Raw genomic sequence first — 22,758 nt, 5'->3', positions numbered from 1 at the left:
CGCGACGGCGTGCGGCCGGGCTCCGGGATGTCCGGGCCCGGCCGTGCCGCCGGAGGTGCCCGCGCCCCGGCTAGTCGCTCTTGAGCAGGTAGTCGATGAACGCGGCCCGTAGGATCGGCTCGTTCTCCCCGTACGAGGTGTGGCCGGTGAACTCGCGCCAGAGCGCCACCGCGTGATCCACGGTCGGGCCGATCGAGCTGAGACCGTCGTCCCGCTCCGCGGCGTCGTCCGCGTGCGGCAGGTGCTCGACGATCGACCAGAAGAACTTCAGATCGTGCTTCTCGCGGGCGAGCGCGAACGCTCGCTGGCGCAGTTCCTCGGTCGGCAGTGCGTCGAGTTCGGCGAACCTGGTGTGGTTCGCGCTGACGCCCGCCCCGGTCTCGGCAGATGCTCCGGTCATGCCAGCGAGCCTAACCGGATCGGGGAGGCGCGGCTCAGGATCCCCAGCGGGAACTGTCCCACGGGTCGGTGCGCGGAGCCGGGTTCGGCTCCGCCGGCGGGGCCTGCCAGGTCGTCGCGGCCGGTGGCTCGGTCCACTGGGTGTCCGGCGCCGGCGCGGGCCGGCCGAACGTCTCCACCAGGCGCGTCACCACCAGACCGCCGCCGACCGCCACCGCGGCCGTGGCGTAGGTGGAGATGTCCCAGCTCTCCAGGTCCTGGTAGCGCAGGAACAGGGTGAGCACGACGACCGCGAGCAGCGTGCCGAGGACGCCACCGCGCCGGCCGAACGCCGAGGTGCCGCCGACCAGCGCCGCGCCGAGCGCCAGGCCGGTCCATTCCAGACCCACCGACGGTACGACCGGATCGGGGCTGCCCGCGGCCAGCAGCACGCCCGCCCCCACCGCGAGGACGGTGGAGAACACGATCGCGAGGGTGGTCACCACCGCGCCACCCACGCCGCGCCGGTCCGCCGGGTCGCCGACCGGCCGGAACCGGCCCACGGTCCGCCGCACGTTCTTGATCAGGCCGAGCAGCCCGCCGATGACCGCCAGCGCCGCGAAGCCACCGAACAGGTAGACCGCGTGCCTGGTCGGGTCGTAGTCGCCCTGCACGGCCACCGGGCCGGGCCGCAGCTGGATGTAGACGATCACGCCGAGCGCGGCGGCCAGGCTCGCGGCCCAGCCCGGCACGTGGAAGCCGACCACCACCAGCGCCAGGATCAGGCCGCCGACCAGACCGATGACCAGCGCCACGCCGGCCGCCTGGAGCACGCCGCCGTCGCCGTTCTCCGCGAAGTGCAGCGCGGACGCGACCGCGACCGGGCCGATCGCCAGGTTCGGCGCGGCGGTGCGCAGCGTGGCGCCGGCGCCGAGCGCGAGCAGACCGAGCGTGGCGCCCTGCACCAGCAGCGTGTCCAGCCCGGCACCGGTCACCGCGTCCGGCTGGCCGGCGTAGAGCAGGTAGGCGAGGCCGGCGCCGGCCACCAGCAGCACGAACTCCCAGAGGAAATGGACGGCCATCCGGTCGCGGCCGACCTCGCCGTGGCTCGGGTCGTCGAACGCGTCGCCGAGCGAGACGCGCGGCGCCTCCGCGTGCTCCGGGACGCGCGTCTCGGCCGTGGCGGCGTACTGCGGCGGGTACTGCTCGTCGCGGCGGTGACTGCCCTCGGGCCGGTAACCGGTCTCCGGCTGCCCGTAGCCGCCCGTCACCCTCGCCGTGGAGTCGGTCTCGCCGTCACGCCGCCGGTAGGCCGGCTCGTCGTACGCCATCTCGCGCGCCTCCTGTGGTGACGCGGCACCGCGCCCGTGCCTGCGTTGTCGCGTCGGCCACGCCGCGGCGGAGCCGTTCGGACGCACCGTACCCGCGCGGCGGCGCGGCCGTCACCCCTGCGACTGTTCAACCGGCCGCAACACGGAATTTCACGGCTTTGATGTCACGGCTTTCGACCGGATCCGGATGCGTCGTCGTCCCGGTCCGGCACCCGGCAGGCCCGCTCCAGCCAGAGCGCGGCCGCGATCAGCGCGATCGAGGCGATCAGGCCACCGGCCGCGGACGGCCGGTCCTCCTCCGCCGCGCGGGTCGTCTCGATCAGCAGCCAGACCAGCATCGCGCCGGAGAAGCCCGCGTAGATCGCACCGGCCGCCGAGGACGCCTTGGCCAGCACCGCGAACCGCGCCACGGCCAGCGGCTCGACCGGTTCCTGCCCGGGCCGGCGCTCGATCCGGGAGCGCGTGTTGTACGCCAGGTACGCCTCGAGGACGGCCAGCGCGGCGATCGTGACGGTCGGCAGCCACGGAACAGAGACGCCGTGCTCGCCGTAGTAGAGACCACTGATCAGCAACCACCCGACCGCGGCCGCCGCCAGCGCGGCGACCAGGAGGGTGGAGGCCCGAGTCGGGCCCATCGTCGGCGGCGGGGGCGCCGGGTTGGGGGCCTGCTCGCTGCGCTCGCTCACCTTTAGAACTCTAGCTTGATGTTCGGCCGCGGCTCGATTCCTCCGGCATCGGCGGCCGCCGGGCCCTCCCGCAGCAGCACGTCCAACGTGCCGTGACCGGGCAGGACCCCGAACGGGTCGATGTCGATCCATGGGCGCAGCACGAACGCGCGCAGGTGCGCGCGCGGATGCGGCAGCGTCAACTCCGCGTCGTCGCGCAGGACCGGCGTGCCGTCGTCGCCCCAGACCGCGATCACGTCCACGTCCAGCGTGCGCGGGCCGAACCGGCGCTCCGGGTCGCGGGCCCGGCCGGCCTCGGCCTCCAGCCGCCACGCGGTCTCCAGCCAGTCGCGCGGGCCGTGGTCCGCCGCCGCGACCATCACGGCCGCGTTCAGGTAGGACGGCTGGTCCGGGTCGCCCCACGGCGGCGTCTCGTACACGCCGGACACCACCAGCACCGTGTCACCCAGCCCGGCCACGGCGTCCCGCAGGTGCCGCTCGCGGTCGCCGAGGTTGCCACCGATCGACAGCAGCGCGCGGGTCATGGACGGCTCCGGCGCAGCGTCACCGCGACGTCCGCGAACTCGTGCGGGATCGGGGCCTGCGGCTTGTGCACGGTGACCGTCGCGGCCGCTACCCGGTCGTCCGCCAGGCACGCGGCGGCCAGCCGGTCGGCGAGCGTCTCGATCAGGTTCACCGGCTCGCCCGCCGTGATCGCGACGAGCCGCTCGGCCAGTTCGCCGTAGTGCACGGTGTCCGTCACGTCGTCGGAGGCGGCCGCGCGGGCCAGGTCCAGCTCCAGCTCCACGTCGATCAGGAAGTCCTGGCCCTCGGCCCGCTCGAAGTCGTAGACGCCGTGGTGGCCGCGTACCCGCAGCCCGCGCAGCGTGATCCGGTCGGTCATGCCTCCTCCGTTCCCGGCGCGCCGTCGTCCGGCCGGACCGCTCCCGGCCCGCCGTCGTCCGGCCGAACCGCTCCCGGCCCGCCGGCGGGTGGCCGGGCCGCCTCGGACGTGTCGGTGGCCGGCCAGACCGCTCGTGGAGCGCCGGCGGCCCGCCAGACCGCGAGCGCGTCGGCGGTGTCCCGGACCTGGTGGACGCGGACGCCCCAGGCACCGGCCGCGACCGCGAGCACGCTGGTCGCCACCGTGGCCGCGTCGCGCTGCTCGCCGGCCGGGCGCGGCGTGCCGTCCGCATCGGCCAGCAGGCTGCCCAGGTAGGACTTGCGGCTGGCGCCGAAGAGCAGCGGGAAACCCAGGGAGAGCAGTGTGCCGAGGTGACGGGTCAGCTCCCAGTTGTGCGCCGCGCCCTTCGCGAAGCCGAGCCCGGGGTCGACGATCACGTTCTCCGCCGCGACGCCCGCGGCCAGCGCCTCGTCCACCCGGCGGGACAGCTCGTCGCGCACCTCCGCGACCACGTCCTCGTAGACGGCGAGCTGCTGCATCCGCTGCGAGTGCCCACGCCAGTGCATCAGGATCCACGGTACGCCCGCAGCCGCGACCACCTTGGCCATCTGCGGATCCGCGAGCCCGCCGGAGACGTCGTTGACCGCGACCGCGCCGGCCTCGATCGCGGCCGCGGCCACGGACGCGCGGGTGGTGTCGATGGTGACGCGCACGCCGGCCGCGGCGAGGTCGCGGATCACCGGCAGCACGCGGCGGGACTCCTCGTCCGCGTCCACCCGGCCCGCGCCCGGACGGGTCGACTCGCCGCCCACGTCGACCAGGGCCGCGCCGTCCGCGCGCATCGCGACGCCGTGCGCGACCGCGGCGTCCCGGTTCGCGTACCGCCCGCCGTCGGAGAACGAGTCCGGCGTGACGTTGAGGATCCCCATCACGACCGGGCCCGGGAGGGTGCGCAGATCAGTCACAGGTAGACGGTAGCGAGCGGGTGAACAGGCCTCCGGCGGGCCCGGTTCCGTCATACCATCGGGCCGCGCCGTACCGGGCGGAAAGTTGGATCTTGTCCGGATTTTCTTCGAACACGTGTACGGTAGCCGTGACTCACGTTCAATCACGTGCGCACCACGGGTAACGGACCGGGAAGCTTGTTCGGGACAGGGACGAGCCGTACGCTTTGCAATTGCGCAGCATTCAGACGTCGAATCTTGAGGAGTCGGGGCAAGATACTTAAAACGCCCAGGTCACCCGCAGGGGCGACATGAAACGTTGAGCGGACGGCCCTCGCTGACCGCCCCGCGTTCTCGCAAGGATTGACAACTGCTGTGCCGCGGCACACCACGCCGGCCGCGGACCGGGGAGGTTCTCCAATGATCACCATAGAGCTCGTCACGCATACGCTCGACGCGCTCGCCAGCGCCTCGTCCATCGCCGCCGAGCCGGCCGAACCCGGCATCAACACGGACGGCATCGTCGGCTTCATCGCCAGCAAGATCGCGCCGATCCTGCTCGCCGGGCTCGGCATCGTCTTCATCAGCCGGGCCAGCAAGGGCGAGATCTCGAAGGTGCTCACCAGCTCCGCCATCGCCCTCGTCGGCCTGGGGTTCATCGCGGGTGCGGCGACGCTGTTCTTCGTGGGCGAGTCCCTGATCGACCTGATGTTCCAGTAGGCCGCGGGGCAGAGCATGAGACTGCGGACAGACGACGACATCTACCGGGCGAGGCTTGTCTACCTCGGCCCGCCGGGCTACACGCTCCCGATCCACCTGCCCTATGCGCAGTACGGCGTCTTCATACTCCTGGTGCCGTTCTTCATGTTCCTGCACTGGCTGGTGACGTTCGAGGTCGAGGCGTTCCCCGCCTGGGAGATCGCGCTCGCCATGGTCTCCACGTCGTTCATCTTCCGGTACGTCGACCCGGACCGGCCCGCCCGGGCCGTCATCCGCACCGCGCTGACCGACTGGCGCCGCACCCGCGAGCCGGCCGTCGAACAGCGGGATCCCCGTCTGGTCGCCGCTCGCATCCGCGTTCGGGAGGAGCTGGTATGACGTTCACCCTCAGTCCGGTCCCCGGCCTGCGACGCACGCCCTCGGGCGGGGCGAGCGCATGACGCGGTCGTCTCAGCCGGGCTCCGCGCGCCCGGCCGCAGATCAGAACGGCAATATCGGTAACGGTACGCATCAGCACGGCTACGATGCGCCCGATCTTGCCGCCGAGCCCGACTTCGTCACGAACCCCGGGCACGGGTCCGTTGCGCGCTTCCAAGCGCCCCAGCCCGTGAGAGGCCGGCCCACCATGGCCCGCGGCGGCGACAACGCAGACATCGACTCACCGTTCCTCGACCTCTTCGGGGGTACGCCGAACGACGCCACCACGCACGTACCGGCCGCGCAGCCGGCCCGGCCGGCACCGGGCTCGCCGGCCCGGCCCGCACCGGGAGCCGCGTCGCCGGTCCCGCAGCCGCCGGCCCCGGTCGCGCAGGGCGCGCAGCCGCCGATCGCCGCGCAGCCGCCGCGCACTTCGCAGCCGCCCCGTACCACCCAGCCGCCGCCCACCGCGCAGCCGTCGGCCGCCGCGCCGCCACCGCTCGCCGCGCCGGCGCCCTCGATCGGGCAGCAGCCCGCGGCCGGGCAGCCGGCGTCGATCGCACCGCCGGCGCCGGGCACGCAGCCGGAGACGGCCGGGGTGGCGTCGCCCAGCGCGTCCGCACGGCCGGGAAACGGCAGGCCGGCCGCCGCGCCGGAGCACCCGGCCGGCCGGTGGCAGACCCGCGACCGCCGGGCCGCCGCGACCACGTCCGCTCCGCCGCCCGCGCGCGAGCGGCAGACCGGTGGCGGCGGGCGGCCACCCGCCGGCCGTGGGGGCGCCTTCGGGCGACCGTCGCGGCCCGCGCCGCCGGCCCCCGGCACCCACCTCGAAACGTCCGGGCCGGGCACCTCCGCCGAGGCCGGGCAACGGCTATCCGTACCGGCAGAGAACGGTCTTGAGGCGGCTTCGCCGCCCGGCACGGAACTGAAGCCGGCCGTGGAACTGGACCCGGCGCCGCGCGAAGCGCGCAACCTGCCGGCCGTCCGGCAGGGCGACCGGCGGCCCGCGCGCAAGCCGGCCAAGGAGAAGAAGCAGCAGCAGCTGGTCATCCCGCCGCGCGCGCCGAAGAAGTTCAACGACCGCGACCCCGCCGTCGAGCTGGCGATCACCGAGATCGCCGGGCACCTCACGTTCACGCCGAACACGGTGACCGCGTGGTACTGGCTGCCCGAGGTGCGGTGGGCGTTCCGGCCGGACGCGGAACGCGAGGCGTTGCTCTCCGCGATCTCCGAGCAGTACGCGGGTCTGGCCGGCTTCCGGCTGCACCTGCGGCGGACCAACCGGCCGTTCCCGGCCGACGAGTGGGCGCGCACGGTCGACACGAACACGCTGCGCCCGCTCCCGGACGTGCCCGGCGGCACCTCCTGGTCCGACCACCTGGTCGCGGCGCAACGGCACCTGATGTCGGTCAACCACTCCGAGGGCCAGACCTACCTGGGCGTCACGTTCGCCCGGCGCTCGCTCGGCGACTCGCTCAGCGAGCGGATCCTGCGGATGTTCGGCCGCGGCGTCGCCGAGGGCGAGCGCAAGAAGCTCGGCCGCACCGTCGAGCAGTTCGACGAGGTGCTCAACGCGTTCGGCATGCGCGGCCGGCAGGTCACGCCCGGCGAGCTGGAATGGCTGCTCTACCGGTCGATCGCGCTCGGCATGTCGCCGCCCGGCCCGCTCTCCCCGATCACCAACGGGAAGTGGGAGCGCGGCGACATGCTCGCGCTCACCGAGCAGATCGAGCGTTACCGCACGCCGTACGGCTCGACCGTGAAGCTGGTCAACCGGATGACCGGCGAGGAGCGGCACGTCGCCGTGCTCTCCGTCGGCCGGATGGAGCCGCTGGAGATCCCGGAGCGGCACGAGCCGTGGATGCACTTCCACGAGCGGCTGCCCTGGCCGATGGAGCTCTCCTCGCGGATCGACATCCTCGGCCCGAACGACTCGTTCCGCAACCTCGAGCACCGGCTGCGGATGATCCGGTCCCAGCAGCTCGACTACGCCGAGCACGGCATCGACGCGCCGCCGGAGCTGGAGCGCCTCGCCAAGCGGGCGCTGCACATCGGCGACGAGATGACCACCGGCCTGCCGGTCGAGTCCGCCCGGGCGCACGGCTGGCACCGCATCGCGGTCAGCGGCCGCACCCGGGAGGAGTGCCTGGAGCGGGCCCGGCGCCTGATCCAGATGTACTCCCGGGAGCTGCGGATCTCGCTGCAACACCCGAAGAACCAGGACTGGCTGGCCCGCGAGTTCATCCCCGGCGAGCCGATCGCGAACACCGGATACGTCCGGCGCATGCCGGTCCGGCTGCTCGCCGCCGCGCTGCCGCAGGCCGCGTCCACGGTCGGTGACCGGCGCGGCGACCTGATCGGGCGCACCGCCGGCACCTGCCGCCGGCCGGTCTTCCTCGACCTGCACTTCCCGATGGAGATCCGGGAACGCTCCGGTCTCGCGGTCTTCGTCGCCGAGCCCGGCGGTGGCAAGTCCACGCTGATGGGCTCGCTCGGCTACCTCGCCGCCCGGCGCGGCGTGCAGGTCACGCTGCTCGACCCGTCCGGCCCGCTGGCCCGGCTCTGCGCGATGCCGGAACTGCGGCCCTACTCCCGGGTGCTGAACCTGACCGGTTCGGAGCAGGGCACGCTCGCGCCGTACGCGCTGATCCCGACGCCGAAACGGACCGAGTTCGCGCCCGGTGCCGCCGGCGACCGGGAATTCGAGATCGCGGTCTCCAACGCCCGGGCCGAGCGCCGCATGCTGGTCCAGGACATCTGCTCGATGCTGGTCCCGCCGCAGGTCGCACGCCAGGCCTCCACCGCCACGCTGCTGCGGCACGCGGTCCGCCAGGTCCCCGCCGAGGAGACCTCCACGCTCGACGACGTGGTGCAGACGCTCGCCCAGCTGGACAACGACGACGGCAAGGAGCTGGCCAACCTGCTCCTCGACACCGCCGAGATGCCGCTGGCGCTGCTCTTCTTCGGCTCACCGCCACCGGACGCCCTCGGCGCCGACGCCGCGCTCACCGTGATCACCATGGCCGGGCTGCGGCTGCCGGACCTGAAGATCGAACGCGAGTACTGGTCGGCGGAGGAGTCGCTGGCGCTGCCGATGCTGCACACCGCACACCGGCTCGCGGTCCGGCGCAGCTACGGCGGGTCGATGACCACCCGGAAACTGGTCGGCCTCGACGAGGCGCACTTCATGGAGGGGTGGCGGTCCGGCCGCTCGTTCCTGGTCCGCTTGGCTCGGGACTCGCGCAAGTGGAACCTGGCCGCGCTGGTGGCCTCGCAGAACCCACGCGACATCCTCGGCCTCGACGTGCAGAACTTGGTCTCCACCGTCTTCGTCGGCCGCATCGCCGAGGACCAGGAAATCGCGTCGGAAGCGCTCCGGCTCCTCCGGGTCCCGGTCAACGACGGCTACGAGGCGACGCTGGCCTCCCTGTCGAACGTGGACAGCTCATCGTCGACGCGGCTCGGCTTCCGCGAGTTCATCATGCGCGACGTCGACGGCCGGGTCCAGAAGGTCCGCGTCGACGTCGGTTACGTCGAGGGCCTCCTCGACTACCTCGACACCACCCCCACCGCGGCCCCGGCGCCGCCGGCGGGCATCGAAGCCCTGGATCTCGCAGGCGACGTGGAGGCCTGAGATGAGGCAGACCGCCGGCCGAATCAGCTCAGTGCTGCTCGCACTGCTGGTGCTGGCCATGGGAACAATCAGCTGGCCCTTCACCTCCCCAGCGGAAGCTTCGCCTAGACCCGCAACGGCGCTAGCTGCAGCCGATCTCTGCACTACCGAAGAATGGCAGCTGGATTTCAGGTCTTGCGTCGACGGCCTGGCCGATGTCGGCCAACAAAGAGCACAATGCCTAAATGCGCCCAATTCTGACGCACCGGATTCCGGCTTAGCCGGGTGGTTTGCCAGCCGACCAGAATCATCGAAACAGGTTGGCCCTGGCGGACTATATAGCCATTATGGCTATGCCGGCTACAACTACACAACATATGACCTAGACGGTGGATGCATGTCCACCTTAGTTGCGCCAGAGTTCAAGTTTGAGACCACCGTCGCCAACGGCGAGTTCATGGTTGCGACCGCGATCATTGGAGCTTCGAATGCACTTCGCGAGCGGGCCTGGGATCCGGACACGATGTGGGGATGGGCAGACCCGCTAGTCGACCAGGCAACTCGTGCTGTTTATGAAAAGGTCTTCAGCGTCTTCGGGATCGTGACGCTGTGTATCGTCGGAATCTACCTTCTTTGGCGGTCACAGCAGTCCGACATGAGCAACGCAATGACAACAGCCGGATGGGCACTGCTCGTCATGGTCGGAGTTACAGCGCTAGCCGCCTGGCCGGTCAAGTCGGCGAATATCGCCGACTCAACACTCATCACATCTCTTGGCGTTGTTCACAACGCTATCGGCCCCGCGAAAGATGACATTCCACCAGACAAGTGCGCCATGCCCAACCCCGATGCTTGCGTAGACAAGCGGCCACCGGCAGTCCGGTCGAGCGATACAGTCACCGAGGCGATGCTCTATCGGAATTGGCTCCGAGGAGTTCTTGGATCAGCGGAATCCGAGACAGCCAAGAAGTATGGTGAGGCACTATACGACGCTCGAGCCCTCCGGTGGGAAGAGTCGGAGAAGATTCGCGAAAATCCAGCCACACGCGACGCGACGATTGAAGCCAAAAAGCGCCAGTGGATGAAAATCGCCGAACAGATCAAAACCGAAAACCCTGAGGCATACGAATATCTTCAGGGAAAGAAGGGAATGGAGCGCATCGGGGCCGGCTTCATTGCAATGCTAGCGGCCACCCTGTTTGCACTATTCGACATCACGGCGGCGATCCTGGTTCTGCTCGGCTTCCTCATCTTCCGCTGGGCTGTCATCGCGGCGCCCATCTTGGGCACTGTTGGACTCTTGCGGCCCGCCGGTGAGGGATTGCGGCGACTTGCGAACGCGGTGGTGGCGGCTGTGTTCAACATTGCCATCTTCGGCACGGGCGCTGCGATCTATCTGTTTGCGGTTGACCTCATCATGAGCACCGCCACGTTGCCCGGCTGGCTGCAGGTCGTGCTGGTCTTTCTCTGTGGCGTGGTGGGATGGATGCTGTTGCGCCCGTACCGCCGGATCACGCAGTTGGGTGGGAAGAACAATGCGGCGGCCGACTCGTGGTCGCGGCGGATCTTCCGTGATCTGCGTGAGGCGTCGCGGATCGGTGCCGACGAGAACGACGATCGGGGCAGCCGGAGCATCAAGCAGCGTGACGTGACGGTGGAGCAGATCAACGTACGGCCGGAAGCGCGGTTGGAGGATCCGGTGCACGCGTCTCCGCGCGCGGAGACGACGGACGCGCCGCAGGTACGTTCCCGTCCGGACGGTGCCGAGCACGTGACCGATGCCGAGCCGGCCGTGGGCGCCGGTGGTGGCAGCGGCGGTGCGGGCGGCGGAAGCTCCACACCGCGGCGGACCCGCCAGCCGGCGCAGTGGACGGAACCGGACGTGGCCGACGCGCCCTCGTCGTACGCGATCTATCGTCCGGACACCGGCCAGACCACCACCGCGCCGCAGACGCCGCGGGTGCGTGCCGAGGCGAGGTGAGACGCGGGTGCGCCGGTTCCTCGACCTGATCGTCAAGCGCCTGCTGCGATCCCGGGCCGGGGTGGCGATCGTGTTGTTCGCGATCGTGCTGCTCATAGTGGGCGTCGCCCGTGGCTTCTCCGGGAACGCGACGGACCGCGGGCCGACCGTGGTGTCCGGCGGCACGGCGACGACCGCCGGGCCGTCGGTCGACCCGAGTTACAACTACGACGGTCCCGTGTCCTCGCTGGCGCCGCCGACGCCGTCGACCAGCCCGGGCGGTGCCAAGCCGGAAGCGGTCGGGTACGCGTTCGCGGCGGCCTGGACAGACCATCAGAACGTGTCCGCGGAGGCGTGGCTGGACCGGATGCTGCCGCATGCGACGGAGTCGCTGGCCGCGAAGCTGAGCGGCGTCGACCCGGCCGGCGTCCCGGCCGACCGGATCACCGGCGAGCCGGTCGTCGCGTCGTACGCGGAAAGCGTGGTCGACGTGACGCTGCCCGTCGACTCCGGCACGCTTCGGCTCACGCTGGTCGCGCCGGAGGGCCGCTGGCTCGTGGACAGCGTCGACTGGGAACGGGCATGACCGACCGGAGCGGGTGCGGCGCCCACGCGCGGACACGCGGCGCGGAGGGAAGACGGGCGTGAGTGACTACGAAGGAGCGCCTCGCCGCCCCGGGCTGCGAATACGGCGTATCGCGCTGGCGGTCGCGCTCACGGCCACGCTGACGCTGCTGTGCTGCGGCGGCACGGTGAGCGCGTTCTTCCTCGGCGGGCTCGGCGGGCTCGACGACAACACGATGACCCTCAGCGCGTACGGCTGCGGCGAGGGCGGCCCGGTGAGCGCCGACGGCAACCTTCCGGCGATCGGACCGTACGGCAAGGTCCAGGTGCGGAACGCGGCGGTCATCATCAACGTGGGTTCGAAGATGAACGTGCCACCCCGCGGGTGGGTGGTCGCGGTGGCCACCGCCATGCAGGAGTCCCGGCTCTCCAACCTGGGGTTCCTGGGTGACCGGAACGACCACGACTCGCTCGGCCTCTTCCAGCAGCGGCCCAGCATGGGCTGGGGCACGCCGGAACAACTGCAGGACCCGGAGTACGCGGCCACGAAGTTCTACGAGAAACTGATCACCGTGGCGGGCTGGGAGGACATGTCGCTCACCGCGGCGGCGCAGGCGGTGCAACGCAGCGCTTACCCGGACGCGTACGCGAAGCACGAGCCGATCGCCACGCAGATCGTCAACCTGCTGGCGAACGGCGCGGCCCGGGCGATCGGGAGCGGCACGGACCTGCGGTGCGCGGCCGCCGGCGAGGTCGCGGCGTCCGGTTGGACGATCCCGGTCAAGGCGATGGTCGGGTCCGGCTTCCGCACGCCGGAGCGACCGGACCACGACGGAGTCGACCTGATCGTCGGCAGGGGCGCGCCGATCTGGGCCGCGTCCAGCGGCATCGTCACGATCGCGGCCTGCGACAACGACGCGTCCGGTCGCAGTTGCAACGTGGACGGGTACCCGGGCAAGCTCGGCTGCGGCTGGTTCGTCGAGGTCCAGCACGCCGGCAACCTGATGACCCGGTACTGCCACATGGTCGAACGACCGTCCGCGAAGGTGGGCGACGTGGTCAACGCCGGCCAGGTCATCGGGCGGGTCGGGTCCAGCGGCAACTCGTCCGGCCCGCACCTGCACTTCGAGGTGCACGTCAACAACGACCGCTCGTCGTCCGGCGCGGTCAATCCGGTGTCGTTCATGAAGGACCAGGGCGCGTCGCTGGACGGTGGCCAGTGAGCCGCGAGCCGCTGCCGGAGGATCCGTTCGCCGGGCAACCCGACTGGGCGCCGCGGCCACCGCGGGCGATCGTGCCGGTGCCCGCCACCGCCGGTGGCGAGCTGCGCGGGCGGCGGGTGATGACCGGCCTGCCCGGACTGGGCTGGCGCACCGACCTGCGCGCGGACGAGCGGGTGGTGCAGGGCAGCCGGACCTACGTACCGATCATGCAGGAGCAGGAGTGGTACCGGGCCGAGGCGGAACAGATCGAGGTCTTCGCGCCGTTGGTGCCGCAGGAACGGGTCTGGATCGAGACGATCGGCTCGACCCCGGCGACTGACGGGCCCCGCGACGTGCTGTCCCGGCTCATCTCGCTGGACGCTCCGGCGCGCCGGGATCCGGTGCCGGTGATCGACTCGCCGAACCTGCTGGGACGGCGGGTGGTGCAGATGGTCGACGGGGTGGAACGGCGAGACCTGCGGGCCGTCACCGATCTCTACAGCAATGCCGAGGGCGACATCTGCCTTCGCGTCGCCGCCGAACTTGACTGGTATCGCTGGACCTGGACCGGCCAACTGCCCAAAACCATGGAAGTCCCGGTCCATCTCGCTTGGCTCGAATGAATCAGTCCAGTCGGCGTGCGCCGCATACACGCCATTCGTCTTGATCACGAACATCCAGTTGCCAGGACTGGATGTCGCTTTGAGGAAAACCATCCACTATCGCAGAAAGGCGTATATCGACCGTTGCCTGCCGATCCGATCCTGTCCCCGACTCCTTAATGCTTCCCCAGGTTACTTGAAAATCAGTTCCGAATTTCTCCTCGCGCTCTACTATGTCGCTTCGCAGTGCCTCGATCGCAGCAAGTCCTCGCCTGTCAGAACACTCATAAAATGATCTTTGTACGGGATTATTTTCGACAAGAAGAGCTCGGAGATAATTGTCGACAACTACGTCTGGCGCGCTGCGGTCGGGCTTGGTTTCCTGGTTGTACCACCACAGGCCATAGCCCACCGTGCCGGAACAGAGAACGCCTAGAACCGATGCGATGACCAGCACCACCGTCTTCCACGAGCGCCGCCGTTTGACCGGCTTCGCGCTCGGGGGCGTTTCTGGGGCGCCTGGTTCCTGCCGAGGCGGCGGGTTCGGCTCGTCCGGCTGGCTCTGCTCCACCTCCTGAGCCTATCCACCTGCGCAACGCCCCACTCATGACGCTCCAACCAGGACAGCTGGGGTGCCGATCGGGTGATGTGGGGTGGGAGAGGGCTGGTTCGTCACCCGGCCGACCGTGACATGCAGGATTTTCTCCGCTTCTGGGATACGGTCTGTGTCCGTAGGGAGGTGAGCGCGTGGCCGACGACGAGACGGACGTCAGCCGGGCCGCCGCCCTGCACCGGCAGGCGGCGGCGGTGTTGGCGGCGGCGGACGCGGGGTTGCACGCGTTGACGCCGGCTCCGGCTGATCTGCAGGCGCAGCGAGGGCTGGCGGAGCGCTTGGCCGCGGCGGCGGCGATGCTGGTGCCGGGGTGGCTGGGGGCGAATCTGGCGACCGGTCAGGTGCCGCCGGAGTCGCCGGCCGGACGGCCGGCGTTCGTCCGGGTGGGTACGGCGCGGCCGTTGCCGGAGGCGGGTTTTCCGGCCGTGGTGCCGCTGGCCGGGACAGGTCATCTGACGGTGGACGCGGACGGTCGGGACCCGCGCACGGCGGCGTTGCTGCGGGCTGTCCTGCTGCGCCTGCTGGCGTCGACCGAGCCGGGGTCGCTGCTGGTCCGGGCGGTCGACGGCGCGGACGACGCGGTCTTCGCCCCGTTCGCCGCGCTGGCCGAGGCGGGTCTGATGCCGCCGCCGGTAACGGATCCCGAGGGGCTGCGCGCGGTGCTGGCCGAGGCCGAGCAGTGGCTCCGCCTGCGCGCTCCTCGCCTACCGGACTCCCGCAAGCCCGACACGCCCGGCACGCACCCCCGCACCCAGAGCGCGCCCGCCCCACATCCACAAGACACGCACACCCACAGCACACACACCCACAGCACGCACGTCCAGAACGCACCCACCCACGACACACCCACCCAGGACACGCACCTCCCCGAGCACCGCGTCCTGGCGCCCCGGGGCCTGGAGTCGCGCCACACCGACGCCCGGCGGCCGGAGCAGCGGAAACGGGAGCAACGACGGGACGACAAGCGCCTTTTCCTGCTCGTCGTCTCCTCGTTCCCGGCCGGTGCGGAACCGGTCGACCTGCTGCGCTTCCGGGAGCTGGCGGCGCGCGGTCCCGAGGCCGGCCTGCACCTGCTGGTGGCCGGCTGGCCTCCGCCCGCGCTCGCGACCGGTCTGCCGGCGCAGCCGCTGCCGCTGAGTACCCCGATCACGCTCCGCGAGGCGTACGCCATAGTCGGCGACCCTCCCGGTGCGTCGTTCGCGGCCCAGCCGAACGACGTGGGTCTGAACTCACCGGTCCTGCTGGACGGTGACCCGCCGGCGGAGATGCTGGCCGCGGTCTGCCGTCGCCTGGCGTCCGGTTTTCTCGCGTTCGAGCGGCCCTCGCTGCGTGAGGTGCTCCCGGCGGAGCTGTGGGCGGAGGACGGCACCGAGGGTCTGGTGACGGTGGTGGGCCGGGACGGCGAGCGCACGGTGACCGTGCAGCTGACCGACCTGGCGCCGCACTGGCTGATCGGCGGGCGCAGGTCGTCGGGCAAGTCCGCGTTCCTGACCGCGGCGCTGGCCGGCCTGACCGCCCGCTACTCCCCGGACGACCTGACCCTCTTCGTCATCGACGGCCCCAGCGGCACCCAGACCAGCGGCACCCATACGAGCAGCAACCACACCAACGCCGGCGGCGGCACCCACACCAGCGGGAGCGCGGCCCGGACCGCCGGCGGCGACAGCGCACCTCACCTGAGACACGTCGACGGCGACGCCGAACGCATCCTGCACCGCCTCACCCAGGAACTGAACCGCCGCGCCGCACTCGCCGCCCGGCACGGCACCACCCGCTTCGCCGACCTGCGCACCGCGCTGGCCACCGAGGCACGCCAGAGGGCCCACGCACGCCCGAAGGACACGGCACGCCGGGACAGCGGACCACAGGAGACGAACCCTCGCATCGTCTGCGTCATCGACGAGTTCGTACCGTTGCTCCAGGCCCGTCCCGAGCTGCTCGAGCCGCTGACCGCGATCTCCCGGGGCGCCCGGTCGTGCGGCATCCACCTCGTCCTGACCAGCCGGTCCCCGCGCGCGATCCCGGCGCTGCACGAACGTGACGGCCTGTTCGCCCAGTGGACGGTGCGCATCGCGCTGCCCGGCGGCGGTGACGTGCTGGAGCCCACGAACGAGTCGGCGCAGAGCCTCCCCGCCGGCACGGCCGTGGTCAACACCGCGGGTGGACTCGGTGGCCCCAGAAACGCCACCAGAGGCCACGAACGCCTCGTCCGCTTCCCGAATCCGGACGCCGATCACAAGGCGCTCAGCGAGCTCCACAGCCGCCTCAACGCCGCCCTGCCACGCCCACGCACCACCCAGCCGAACCGGCCGGAGCAGCCGAACCCGCCGGAGCAACAAGAGAGACCGGAGCAGCGGGATCGGCCGGCGACACCATCGGTGGAGGTTCTGCTCGGCCGCCCGGTGTCGGCCCGGAGCACCGGCACGCCGCCCCCGCCCGTGGCCTTCCCGCTGGACGCCGCGCCCGGCCGGCACCTGGCGATCATCGGCGCCGCGCCGCAGGCACCGGATCTGCTGCACGCCGCCACCCGCAGCGTCTCCGCCCACCTCGCACCCGGCACCGCCCGTTTCCTGGTCTGCACGCTGGTCCCGGACGCGGACCGGCACGCGGCCGCGCTGACCGCCGCCCTGGTCCGCCGGCACGAGGTGGAGCACCTGGACGCGGCCGGCCTGACCAAGGCGCTGGAGCTGGAGGAGCCCGCCTACCTGGTGGTGTTCGGCCTGGACGCCGGTGACCGGGTGACGCTTCCGCCGGACCGGCTCACGCGTCTGCTGCGCACCGGCCCGGCGAACGGCGTGCACCTGCTCTCCTGGTGGCGCGGCGCGCACCGGCTCACCGGTGACCTGAGCGCGGCGGCGGCCGAGATCTCCGGGCTGGCGCTGCTGGATCTGCCCGCCGACGAGATCGACCACCTCATCGGCGGCGGTTCGGAACCCGCCGGCGCGCTGTTGCACGACCGCCGGTCCGGGATCAGCACGCCGTTCATCCCGTTCCGCACCGAGCCCAAGCAGCACGTTCTTCCGGCGCCGAGGAGCACGGCCCGGCCGGCGGAGGCGAGGGAGACGTGACCGACGACGCCTGGGCCGCCTACCTGGAGGCCGCCCGTGAGCTGGACGTGGCCCGCCGGGACGCCACCGTCGCGGCGGGTCTGGACCGGCCGGTCCGGGCCGCCCACGACGACCTCGCGGTGATCCGCGCCCGCCTGGTCACGCAGCGCACCCGCCTGCGCGAGCTGGGTGCCGAGGAGTCCGCGCTGATCCCGACGCTGGACGAGGTCACCGCGGTCTCGGTGGGCATGGGCGACGGGCCGGCCGCGATCCGCTCCGCGCTGCAACGGGCCCGGGCCACGGTGGAGGCGGCGGAGTCGCGACTGCCCCCGCACCGGCCGGCCGCGCCGCGGACGCCGGTGTGGGTCCGCAACCTGGTCGTCTACGGCGCGCTGGCCGCGGCCGTGCTGGTCATCCAGCTGGCGCTCTACCTGACCGCGCGGTCGGAGGTGCTGCTCACGTTCGCGCTGCTCTTCGGCGTGACGCTGCCGGCGCTGGCGTTCGCGCTGGGCTGGTTCGCGATCGGCGTGGCCTTCCCACGCGGCGACGACGGCCGCGCCGACCGCACCCCCGCGCTGGGCCTGTTGGTCTGCGCCGCCCCGAGCGTGCTGACCTGCGTGGGCGTCGGCATCATCGCGCTGGCGACGTAGAGCCGGACGCGGGACCGAGAAGCACGGGCGAGAGGCAGAATCCGGAGGACGTCTTCCCGCTTCCGGCGTGGTCGCGTTCCGAGTGCTCCCGCGGGCACCGGTCGTCGCTGGCGCTCCTCCCTGCCGGTCCCGCGGGCGGCGGGAACACCGCGGCTACCGCCGCACCCCGCGGCGAGCCCGCTCATCGCCGCCGGATGCGCGGACGCCACGAGCACCGCGGCTGCACTCGCGGACCCGCGGCCGGTCCCGTCGCCGGACCGATCCCGTGGCGGGACCGGTCAGGAGCGGCCCAGGATCAGGCTCATCGCCTCGGCGCGGGACTTCGCGTCCGTCTGGAGGCCGCCCCGTACCGCCGAGGTGATGGTCTTGGATCCGGATTTCTGGATGCCGCGCATCGCCATGCACATGTGCTCGCACTCCAGCACCACGATGACGCCGCGCGGCGCGAGCTTCTCGGTGAGCAGGTCGGCGATCTGCGAGGTGAGCCGCTCCTGCACCTGCGGGCGCCGGGCGAAGACCTCGACCAGCCGGGCCAGCTTGGACAGCCCGGTGATCCGGCCGTGCGTGCCGGGAATGTAGCCGATGTGCGCCACGCCGCGGAACGGCAGCAGGTGGTGCTCGCAGAGCGACATCACGTCGATGTCGCGGACCAGCACCAGCTCGTCGTGGTTGGCCTCGAACGTGGTGGCGAGCACCGCGCCGGGGTCGACGCGCAGGCCGGCGAACAGTTCGGCGTAGGCACGGGCGACGCGGGCGGGGGTCTTCTTCAGCCCGTCCCGCTCCGGGTCCTCGCCGAGCGCGATGAGGATCTCCCGGACCGCGGCCTCGATCCGGGGAAGGTCGACGGCGTCCTCGACCGGCGTGCCGGTGAGCTTGCCGTCGATGAGCCGTGCCGCGAGATAGTCCAACCCCGCCGACGAGGTCTCCTCGTCGACGGGGTTGGGCTGTGAACCGTTGGAGCTCAGTGGGTGCCGTCCGAGTTGTTCGACTCCGGGGACGCCGGGCCGGAGCCGACGGTCGCCTCGGCGCCGTCCGCGGCGGCCTGCGCCTTGAGCTTGTCCTTCTCCGCCGGGGTGAGGACCGGCGGGTCGGTGGACGGGCGCCGCTTGCCGAAGCCGTTGTACGGCGCCATCGGCGGGCGCTTCTGCACGCGGGCGCAGATGCGGGCCATGTCCTGCTGGGAGATGGTCTCCTTCTCCATCAGCTCCAGCACCATGTTGTCCAGCACGTCCCGGTACTCCACCAGGATCTCCCACGCCTCGTCGTGCGCGAGCTCGATGAGCGCCCGCACCTCGCCGTCGATCTCCGCGGCGACCGAGTCGGAGTAGTCCCGCTCGTGGCCCATCGTGCGGCCCAGGAACGGCTCGTCGCCGCTGGTGCCGTACTTGACCGCGCCCAGCTTCGAGCTCATGCCGTACTGCGTGATCATGGCGCGGGCCAGGCCGGACGCCTTCTCGATGTCGTTGCCGGCACCGGTGGTGGGCTCGTGGAAGACGAGCTCCTCCGCGGCGCGGCCACCCAGCGCGTACGCCAGGGTGTCGATCATCTCGGCGCGGGTCTGCGTGTACTTGTCCTCGGTGGGCAGCACCAGCGTGTGGCCGAGCGAACGGCCGCGCGGCAGGATCGTCACCTTGTGCACCGGCGCGGAGTGCGGCAGCGCCCAGGCGACCAGCGCGTGCCCACCCTCGTGGTACGCGGTGATCTTCTTTTCGCCGTCGCTCATCGCGCGGGTCTTGCGCTCCGGTCCGGCGATGACCCGGTCGATCGACTCTTCCAGGTACTCGTTCGAGATCGCACGCTTCTCGTGCCGTGCGGTCAGCAGCGCCGCCTCGTTGATCACGTTGGCCAGGTCCGCGCCGGAGAAGCCGGGCGTGCGCCGCGCGACGGAGTCGAGGTCGACGTCCGGCGTGAACGGCTTGCCCTTGGCGTGCACCCGGAGGATCGCCTTGCGGCCCTCCATGTCCGGCGCGTCGACCGCGATCTGCCGGTCGAAGCGGCCGGGACGCAGCAGCGCCGGGTCGAGGATGTCGGGGCGGTTGGTGGCGGCGATCAGGATGACGCCGCCCTTGGTGTCGAAGCCGTCCATCTCGACGAGCAGCTGGTTGAGCGTCTGCTCGCGCTCGTCGTGACCGCCGCCCATGCCGGCGCCGCGGTGCCGGCCGACCGCGTCGATCTCGTCGACGAAGACGATGGCCGGCGCGTTCGCCTTGGCCTGCTCGAACAGGTCACGGACGCGGGAGGCACCGACACCGACGAACATCTCGACGAAGTCCGAACCGGAGATCGAGTAGAACGGGACACCGGCCTCGCCGGCGACCGCGCGGGCCAGCAGCGTCTTACCGGTTCCGGGCGGGCCGAAGAGCAGCACACCCTTCGGGATCTTGGCGCCCAGGGCCTGGTACTTCGACGGGTTCTGCAGGAAGTCCTTGATCTCGTGCAGTTCCTCGACGGCCTCGTCCGCGCCGGCGACGTCCGCGAACGTCGTCTTCGGCGTGTCCTTGGTGATCATCTTGGCCTTGGACTTGCCGAAGTTGAGCACCCGCGAGCCGCCGCCCTGCATCTGCGACATGAACAGCAGCAGGAGGACGACGAGGATCAGGATCGGCAGCAGGTTCAGCAGCAGGGTCAGCAGGACGCTGTCCCGGGTGACCTTGGCGTCGATCGTGCCGGTGATCTTGCCGGCGGCCTTGGCCTGGACCACGGCGGCCCAGATGTCGTCACTGACCTCGTACGGGACCTGGGTCTCGATCCGGTCGGTCGTGGTGTCGTCGAAGGCGGCCTTCTCGCTCAGCTCGAGCTGGAGCGTCTGCTCCTTGTCCTCGTAGACGGCATTCTTGATGCCGCCCGTGTTGAGCCTGTCGAGTGCGACCGACGTCTCGACCCGGTGATAACTGGGGCCGCCCGTGAAGAAGGAGCTGGCGGCGATCGCGGCGGCGATCACCAGAATGATCCAGATCACCGGGCGGCGGAAGAAACGCGTGCGTTCCATACTGTTGTCGAGCGCCTGGCGCCCGCACCCTCCTGATCGTCCGGCTTGTCTACCACCAACGCTGCCCCCGCGACCTCCCTACCCAGGGAGGCGCCGTGACAACCGCGGACGCCGGCGGGCGGCGCCATCGGTCATTCGACGGTACACCGTAGGTGCGACGGGTGAGGTTGCGAGCCCCGTGAATACCCGGACCCCGCAGCGCGCTCTCGCGCGCCGTTCAGCACGGTAGTCCGGTTTTCTGAGAGTGCGCTGAAGCTTCACCCAACCGACACGACTCAGCTCAGGGCGTAATCAGCGTCAGCTGCGCGCGTAGACCTCGGGCTTGAGCACGCCGACGTACGGCATCTCGCGGTAGCGCTCCGCGAAGTCCAGCCCGTAGCCGACCACGAACTCGCTGGGGATGTCGAAGCCGACGTAGCGCACCTCGACCGGGACCTTGATCGCGTCCGGCTTGCGGAACAGCGCGACCACCTCGATGGAGGCGGCACCGCGCGACTCCAGGTACTTCAGCAGCCAGGAGAGCGTGAGGCCGGAGTCGACGATGTCCTCGACCACGATCACGCGCCGGCCGGCGATGTCCCGGTCCAGGTCCTTGAGGATGCGGACCACGCCGGAGGAGGTGGTGCCCTGCCCGTAGGAGGAGACCGCCATGAACTCCATCTCGCTGGCCGGGCCGAGGCGGCCCAGCTCGCGCGCGAAGTCGGCCATGAACATCACGGCGCCCTTCAGCACGCACACCAGCAACACGCCGTCCGCCGCGTCGGCGTGGTCGGCGGAAACCTGCTTGGCCAGCTCCGCGATCTTGTCACGGATCTGCTGCTCAGAGATGATCACGCGTTCGATGTCCGCGTCGTACCAGGACCCGTCAGCCATGGTCCTAGCCTGCCCCATGAAGGTTACGCGCCGTCGCGCACCCCGGGAGATTCCGGACCTCGGGGCGGGCCACACGCCCACCCGCAAAAGGGCCAAACGGCACTAAAAAGCCAATACCCGCCGACGGTACGCCGCACGCCCGCCCAAGATCACCCGATTTGATCGACTTCTGTGTCGGTGGTCACGACCGCCAGCGCGTCACCGGAACGGCGTACCGCGATCCCACCGGGGAGGTAGGCCGAACCCTGCCCGTGCCAGTCCACCACCAGCGCGTCCAACGCGGACACGTGCCGCTGGGACAGCGCGGTGCCCGGCGCGCCCAGCTCACGGGCCCACAGGTGCAGCACCCGGCTGCGTATCGCGGGGTCCAGCCCGGACAGGCTCCGCACCCGCAGCCCGCCACCGCCGGAGCCGCGCGCCTCGGCCAGCGCGGTCCGCGCCAGCCCGTCCAGCGCGGCCGCGTCCGCCGCCAGCAGCCCGGCCGTGCGCGCCAGGTTGCCGACCACGCGCGGGCCGAGCGCCGCGACCAGTGCGGGCAGCGCGTCGGCCCGGACCCGGCTGCGCGCGTACGCCGGATCCGCGTTGTGCGGGTCGGTCCACGGGTGCAGGCCGAGCGCCACGCAGGCCTTGTGCGTCTGCTCCCGGGTGATCTCCAGCAACGGCCGCACCAGCAGCACGTCGTCCGCGCCGGGCAGTGGCCGGCGCTCCCGCATGCCGGCCAGGCCCTTTATCCCCGCGCCACGCGCGAGCGCCAGCAGCACGGTCTCGGCCTGGTCGTCCCGGGTGTGCCCGACCAGCACCGCGGCGGCTCCGTGCCGGCGCGCGGCCTCGGCCAGCGCGGCGTACCGGGCCTCGCGCGCGGCCGCCTCCGGGCCACCCGGCCGGCCGGCGACCGTCACGGCCGCGACCTCGACCGGGTCCAGTCCTGCCTCGCGCGCCCAGCGGGCCACCGCGGCCGCCCGGTCCGCGGAGCCGTCCTGCAGCCGGTGGTCAACCGTGACCAGGCCGGCCCGCAGACCGAGCCGCGGTGCGACGAACGCGACGGCCGCGGCCAGCGCGAGCGAGTCGGCGCCGCCGGAGCAGGCGACGAGCACCGGACCGTCAGGGGGAAAGCCGGTCAGGGCGCGACGCACCGCCACCCGCAACTCCGCGACCGGCGGTGCTATCCGAGCCATGGAAAAACGCTAACCGGTCAGTCGCCGTCCGGCCGGGAGGCCGGGCCGGACGCGCTGGTCGCATCCGTCGCCGAACCGTCCACGCCCCCGCCGCCGAACGCCCCGTCCGGC

General features: G+C 71.5%; 19 protein-coding genes and 1 pseudogene. 9 read left to right on the top strand and 11 right to left on the bottom strand.

What is annotated here, in order from left to right; all coding sequences use genetic code 11:
* Window positions 1-70: 70 nt before the first annotated feature.
* From J2S44_RS20445 to folP, 6 genes are all read right to left on the bottom strand, one after another.
* Window positions 71-400, bottom strand: coding sequence for a hypothetical protein (locus J2S44_RS20445; RefSeq protein WP_310416329.1), 330 nt, complete (start codon window positions 398-400; stop codon window positions 71-73).
* 34 nt (window positions 401-434) lie between these two features.
* A complete protein-coding gene (locus J2S44_RS20440) occupies window positions 435-1,709 on the bottom strand; it encodes an ABC transporter permease (protein ID WP_310416326.1) in 1,275 nt (424 codons plus the stop codon).
* A 164-nt stretch (window positions 1,710-1,873) separates the two neighbouring features.
* A complete protein-coding gene (locus tag J2S44_RS20435) occupies window positions 1,874-2,344 on the bottom strand; it encodes a DUF3180 domain-containing protein (protein WP_310429800.1) in 471 nt (156 codons plus the stop codon).
* Window positions 2,345-2,397: 53 nt separating this feature from the next.
* Entirely contained in the window at window positions 2,398-2,919 is a 522-nt protein-coding gene (folK, locus tag J2S44_RS20430) for a 2-amino-4-hydroxy-6-hydroxymethyldihydropteridine diphosphokinase (protein WP_310416323.1), read from the bottom strand.
* Window positions 2,916-3,278 (bottom strand): dihydroneopterin aldolase, encoded by a 363-nt coding sequence (gene folB / locus J2S44_RS20425; RefSeq protein WP_310416320.1) that lies wholly within the window; start codon window positions 3,276-3,278, stop codon window positions 2,916-2,918. Before folB ends, folK begins: the two co-directional genes overlap by 4 nt.
* Window positions 3,275-4,243: a dihydropteroate synthase gene (folP, locus tag J2S44_RS20420; RefSeq protein WP_374727875.1), complete on the bottom strand. Its 969-nt coding sequence runs from the start codon at window positions 4,241-4,243 to the stop codon at window positions 3,275-3,277. The genes folB and folP overlap by 4 nt, the downstream gene beginning before the upstream one ends.
* 399 nt (window positions 4,244-4,642) lie before the next feature.
* Here folP and J2S44_RS20415 point away from each other — a divergent pair, with 399 nt between their 5' ends.
* The 7 genes from J2S44_RS20415 (at window position 4,643) to J2S44_RS20385 (ending at window position 13,321) form a co-directional block, all read left to right on the top strand.
* Window positions 4,643-4,942 (top strand): hypothetical protein, encoded by a 300-nt coding sequence (locus J2S44_RS20415; protein WP_310416318.1) that lies wholly within the window; start codon window positions 4,643-4,645, stop codon window positions 4,940-4,942.
* 15 nt (window positions 4,943-4,957) lie between these two features.
* Complete coding sequence (locus tag J2S44_RS20410) at window positions 4,958-5,320, top strand: hypothetical protein (RefSeq protein WP_307242447.1); 363 nt, start codon at window positions 4,958-4,960, stop codon at window positions 5,318-5,320.
* A 58-nt stretch (window positions 5,321-5,378) separates the two neighbouring features.
* Window positions 5,379-8,993 (top strand): ATP-binding protein, encoded by a 3,615-nt coding sequence (locus J2S44_RS20405; protein ID WP_374727874.1) that lies wholly within the window; start codon window positions 5,379-5,381, stop codon window positions 8,991-8,993.
* A 1-nt stretch (window position 8,994) separates the two neighbouring features.
* A complete protein-coding gene (locus J2S44_RS20400; RefSeq protein ID WP_310416315.1) occupies window positions 8,995-10,953 on the top strand; it encodes a phosphatidylglycerol lysyltransferase domain-containing protein in 1,959 nt (652 codons plus the stop codon).
* Between the two features lie 7 nt (window positions 10,954-10,960).
* On the top strand, window positions 10,961-11,518 hold the full coding sequence (locus J2S44_RS20395) for a hypothetical protein (RefSeq protein ID WP_310416312.1): 558 nt from the start codon (window positions 10,961-10,963) through the stop codon (window positions 11,516-11,518).
* A gap of 94 nt (window positions 11,519-11,612) precedes the next feature.
* Window positions 11,613-12,719 carry a M23 family metallopeptidase gene (locus J2S44_RS20390; protein WP_445343972.1) on the top strand — a complete coding sequence of 369 codons (1,107 nt, stop codon included), beginning with the start codon at window positions 11,613-11,615 and terminating at the stop codon, window positions 12,717-12,719.
* Window positions 12,716-13,321, top strand: a complete 606-nt coding sequence (locus tag J2S44_RS20385; RefSeq protein ID WP_310416306.1) for a hypothetical protein — start codon at window positions 12,716-12,718, stop codon at window positions 13,319-13,321. The genes J2S44_RS20390 and J2S44_RS20385 overlap by 4 nt, the downstream gene beginning before the upstream one ends.
* 1 nt (window position 13,322) lies before the next feature.
* Here the strand turns inward: J2S44_RS20385 and J2S44_RS20380 are convergent, their stop codons facing one another.
* Complete coding sequence (locus J2S44_RS20380) at window positions 13,323-13,871, bottom strand: hypothetical protein (protein WP_310416303.1); 549 nt, start codon at window positions 13,869-13,871, stop codon at window positions 13,323-13,325.
* 176 nt (window positions 13,872-14,047) lie between these two features.
* Here J2S44_RS20380 and J2S44_RS43125 point away from each other — a divergent pair.
* Both J2S44_RS43125 and J2S44_RS20370 read left to right on the top strand, forming a co-directional pair.
* Window positions 14,048-15,904: pseudogene (locus J2S44_RS43125) on the top strand (FtsK/SpoIIIE domain-containing protein); the annotation flags it as partial.
* Window positions 15,905-16,977: 1,073 nt separating this feature from the next.
* A complete protein-coding gene (locus tag J2S44_RS20370; protein ID WP_310416297.1) occupies window positions 16,978-17,610 on the top strand; it encodes a hypothetical protein in 633 nt (210 codons plus the stop codon).
* Window positions 17,611-17,888: 278 nt separating this feature from the next.
* On the opposite strand, the gene folE is transcribed toward J2S44_RS20370, so the two are convergent.
* The 4 genes from folE to tilS form a co-directional block, all read right to left on the bottom strand.
* Complete coding sequence (gene folE / locus J2S44_RS20365) at window positions 17,889-18,518, bottom strand: GTP cyclohydrolase I FolE (protein ID WP_310416295.1); 630 nt, start codon at window positions 18,516-18,518, stop codon at window positions 17,889-17,891.
* A 53-nt stretch (window positions 18,519-18,571) separates the two neighbouring features.
* The gene (gene ftsH, locus J2S44_RS20360; RefSeq protein ID WP_310416292.1) at window positions 18,572-20,599 is read right to left on the bottom strand and encodes an ATP-dependent zinc metalloprotease FtsH; all 2,028 of its coding nucleotides are present in this window, start codon (window positions 20,597-20,599) and stop codon (window positions 18,572-18,574) included.
* 297 nt (window positions 20,600-20,896) lie between these two features.
* Entirely contained in the window at window positions 20,897-21,472 is a 576-nt protein-coding gene (hpt, locus tag J2S44_RS20355; RefSeq protein ID WP_310416290.1) for a hypoxanthine phosphoribosyltransferase, read from the bottom strand.
* A 149-nt stretch (window positions 21,473-21,621) separates the two neighbouring features.
* Window positions 21,622-22,647 carry a tRNA lysidine(34) synthetase TilS gene (tilS, locus tag J2S44_RS20350; protein ID WP_310416287.1) on the bottom strand — a complete coding sequence of 342 codons (1,026 nt, stop codon included), beginning with the start codon at window positions 22,645-22,647 and terminating at the stop codon, window positions 21,622-21,624.
* Between the last annotated feature and the right edge of the window lie 111 nt (window positions 22,648-22,758).

Source organism: Catenuloplanes niger (genome assembly GCF_031458255.1).
Lineage (GTDB): Bacteria > Actinomycetota > Actinomycetes > Mycobacteriales > Micromonosporaceae > Catenuloplanes > Catenuloplanes niger.
The sequence above is the reverse complement of the archived record's forward strand: the minus strand, read 5'-3'. Positions and strand labels throughout refer to the sequence as shown.

Coding starts and splice junctions, on each gene's coding strand:
- J2S44_RS20445 (WP_310416329.1), bottom strand. CDS start 400: ATGACCGGAGCATCTGCCGAGACCGGGGCGGGCGTCAGCGCGAACCAC.
- J2S44_RS20440 (WP_310416326.1), bottom strand. CDS start 1,709: ATGGCGTACGACGAGCCGGCCTACCGGCGGCGTGACGGCGAGACCGAC.
- J2S44_RS20435 (WP_310429800.1), bottom strand. CDS start 2,344: ATGGGCCCGACTCGGGCCTCCACCCTCCTGGTCGCCGCGCTGGCGGCG.
- folK (WP_310416323.1), bottom strand. CDS start 2,919: ATGACCCGCGCGCTGCTGTCGATCGGTGGCAACCTCGGCGACCGCGAG.
- folB (WP_310416320.1), bottom strand. CDS start 3,278: ATGACCGACCGGATCACGCTGCGCGGGCTGCGGGTACGCGGCCACCAC.
- J2S44_RS20415 (WP_310416318.1), top strand. CDS start 4,643: ATGATCACCATAGAGCTCGTCACGCATACGCTCGACGCGCTCGCCAGC.
- J2S44_RS20410 (WP_307242447.1), top strand. CDS start 4,958: ATGAGACTGCGGACAGACGACGACATCTACCGGGCGAGGCTTGTCTAC.
- J2S44_RS20405 (WP_374727874.1), top strand. CDS start 5,379: ATGACGCGGTCGTCTCAGCCGGGCTCCGCGCGCCCGGCCGCAGATCAG.
- J2S44_RS20400 (WP_310416315.1), top strand. CDS start 8,995: ATGAGGCAGACCGCCGGCCGAATCAGCTCAGTGCTGCTCGCACTGCTG.
- ftsH (WP_310416292.1), bottom strand. CDS start 20,599: ATGGAACGCACGCGTTTCTTCCGCCGCCCGGTGATCTGGATCATTCTG.
- hpt (WP_310416290.1), bottom strand. CDS start 21,472: ATGGCTGACGGGTCCTGGTACGACGCGGACATCGAACGCGTGATCATC.
- tilS (WP_310416287.1), bottom strand. CDS start 22,647: ATGGCTCGGATAGCACCGCCGGTCGCGGAGTTGCGGGTGGCGGTGCGT.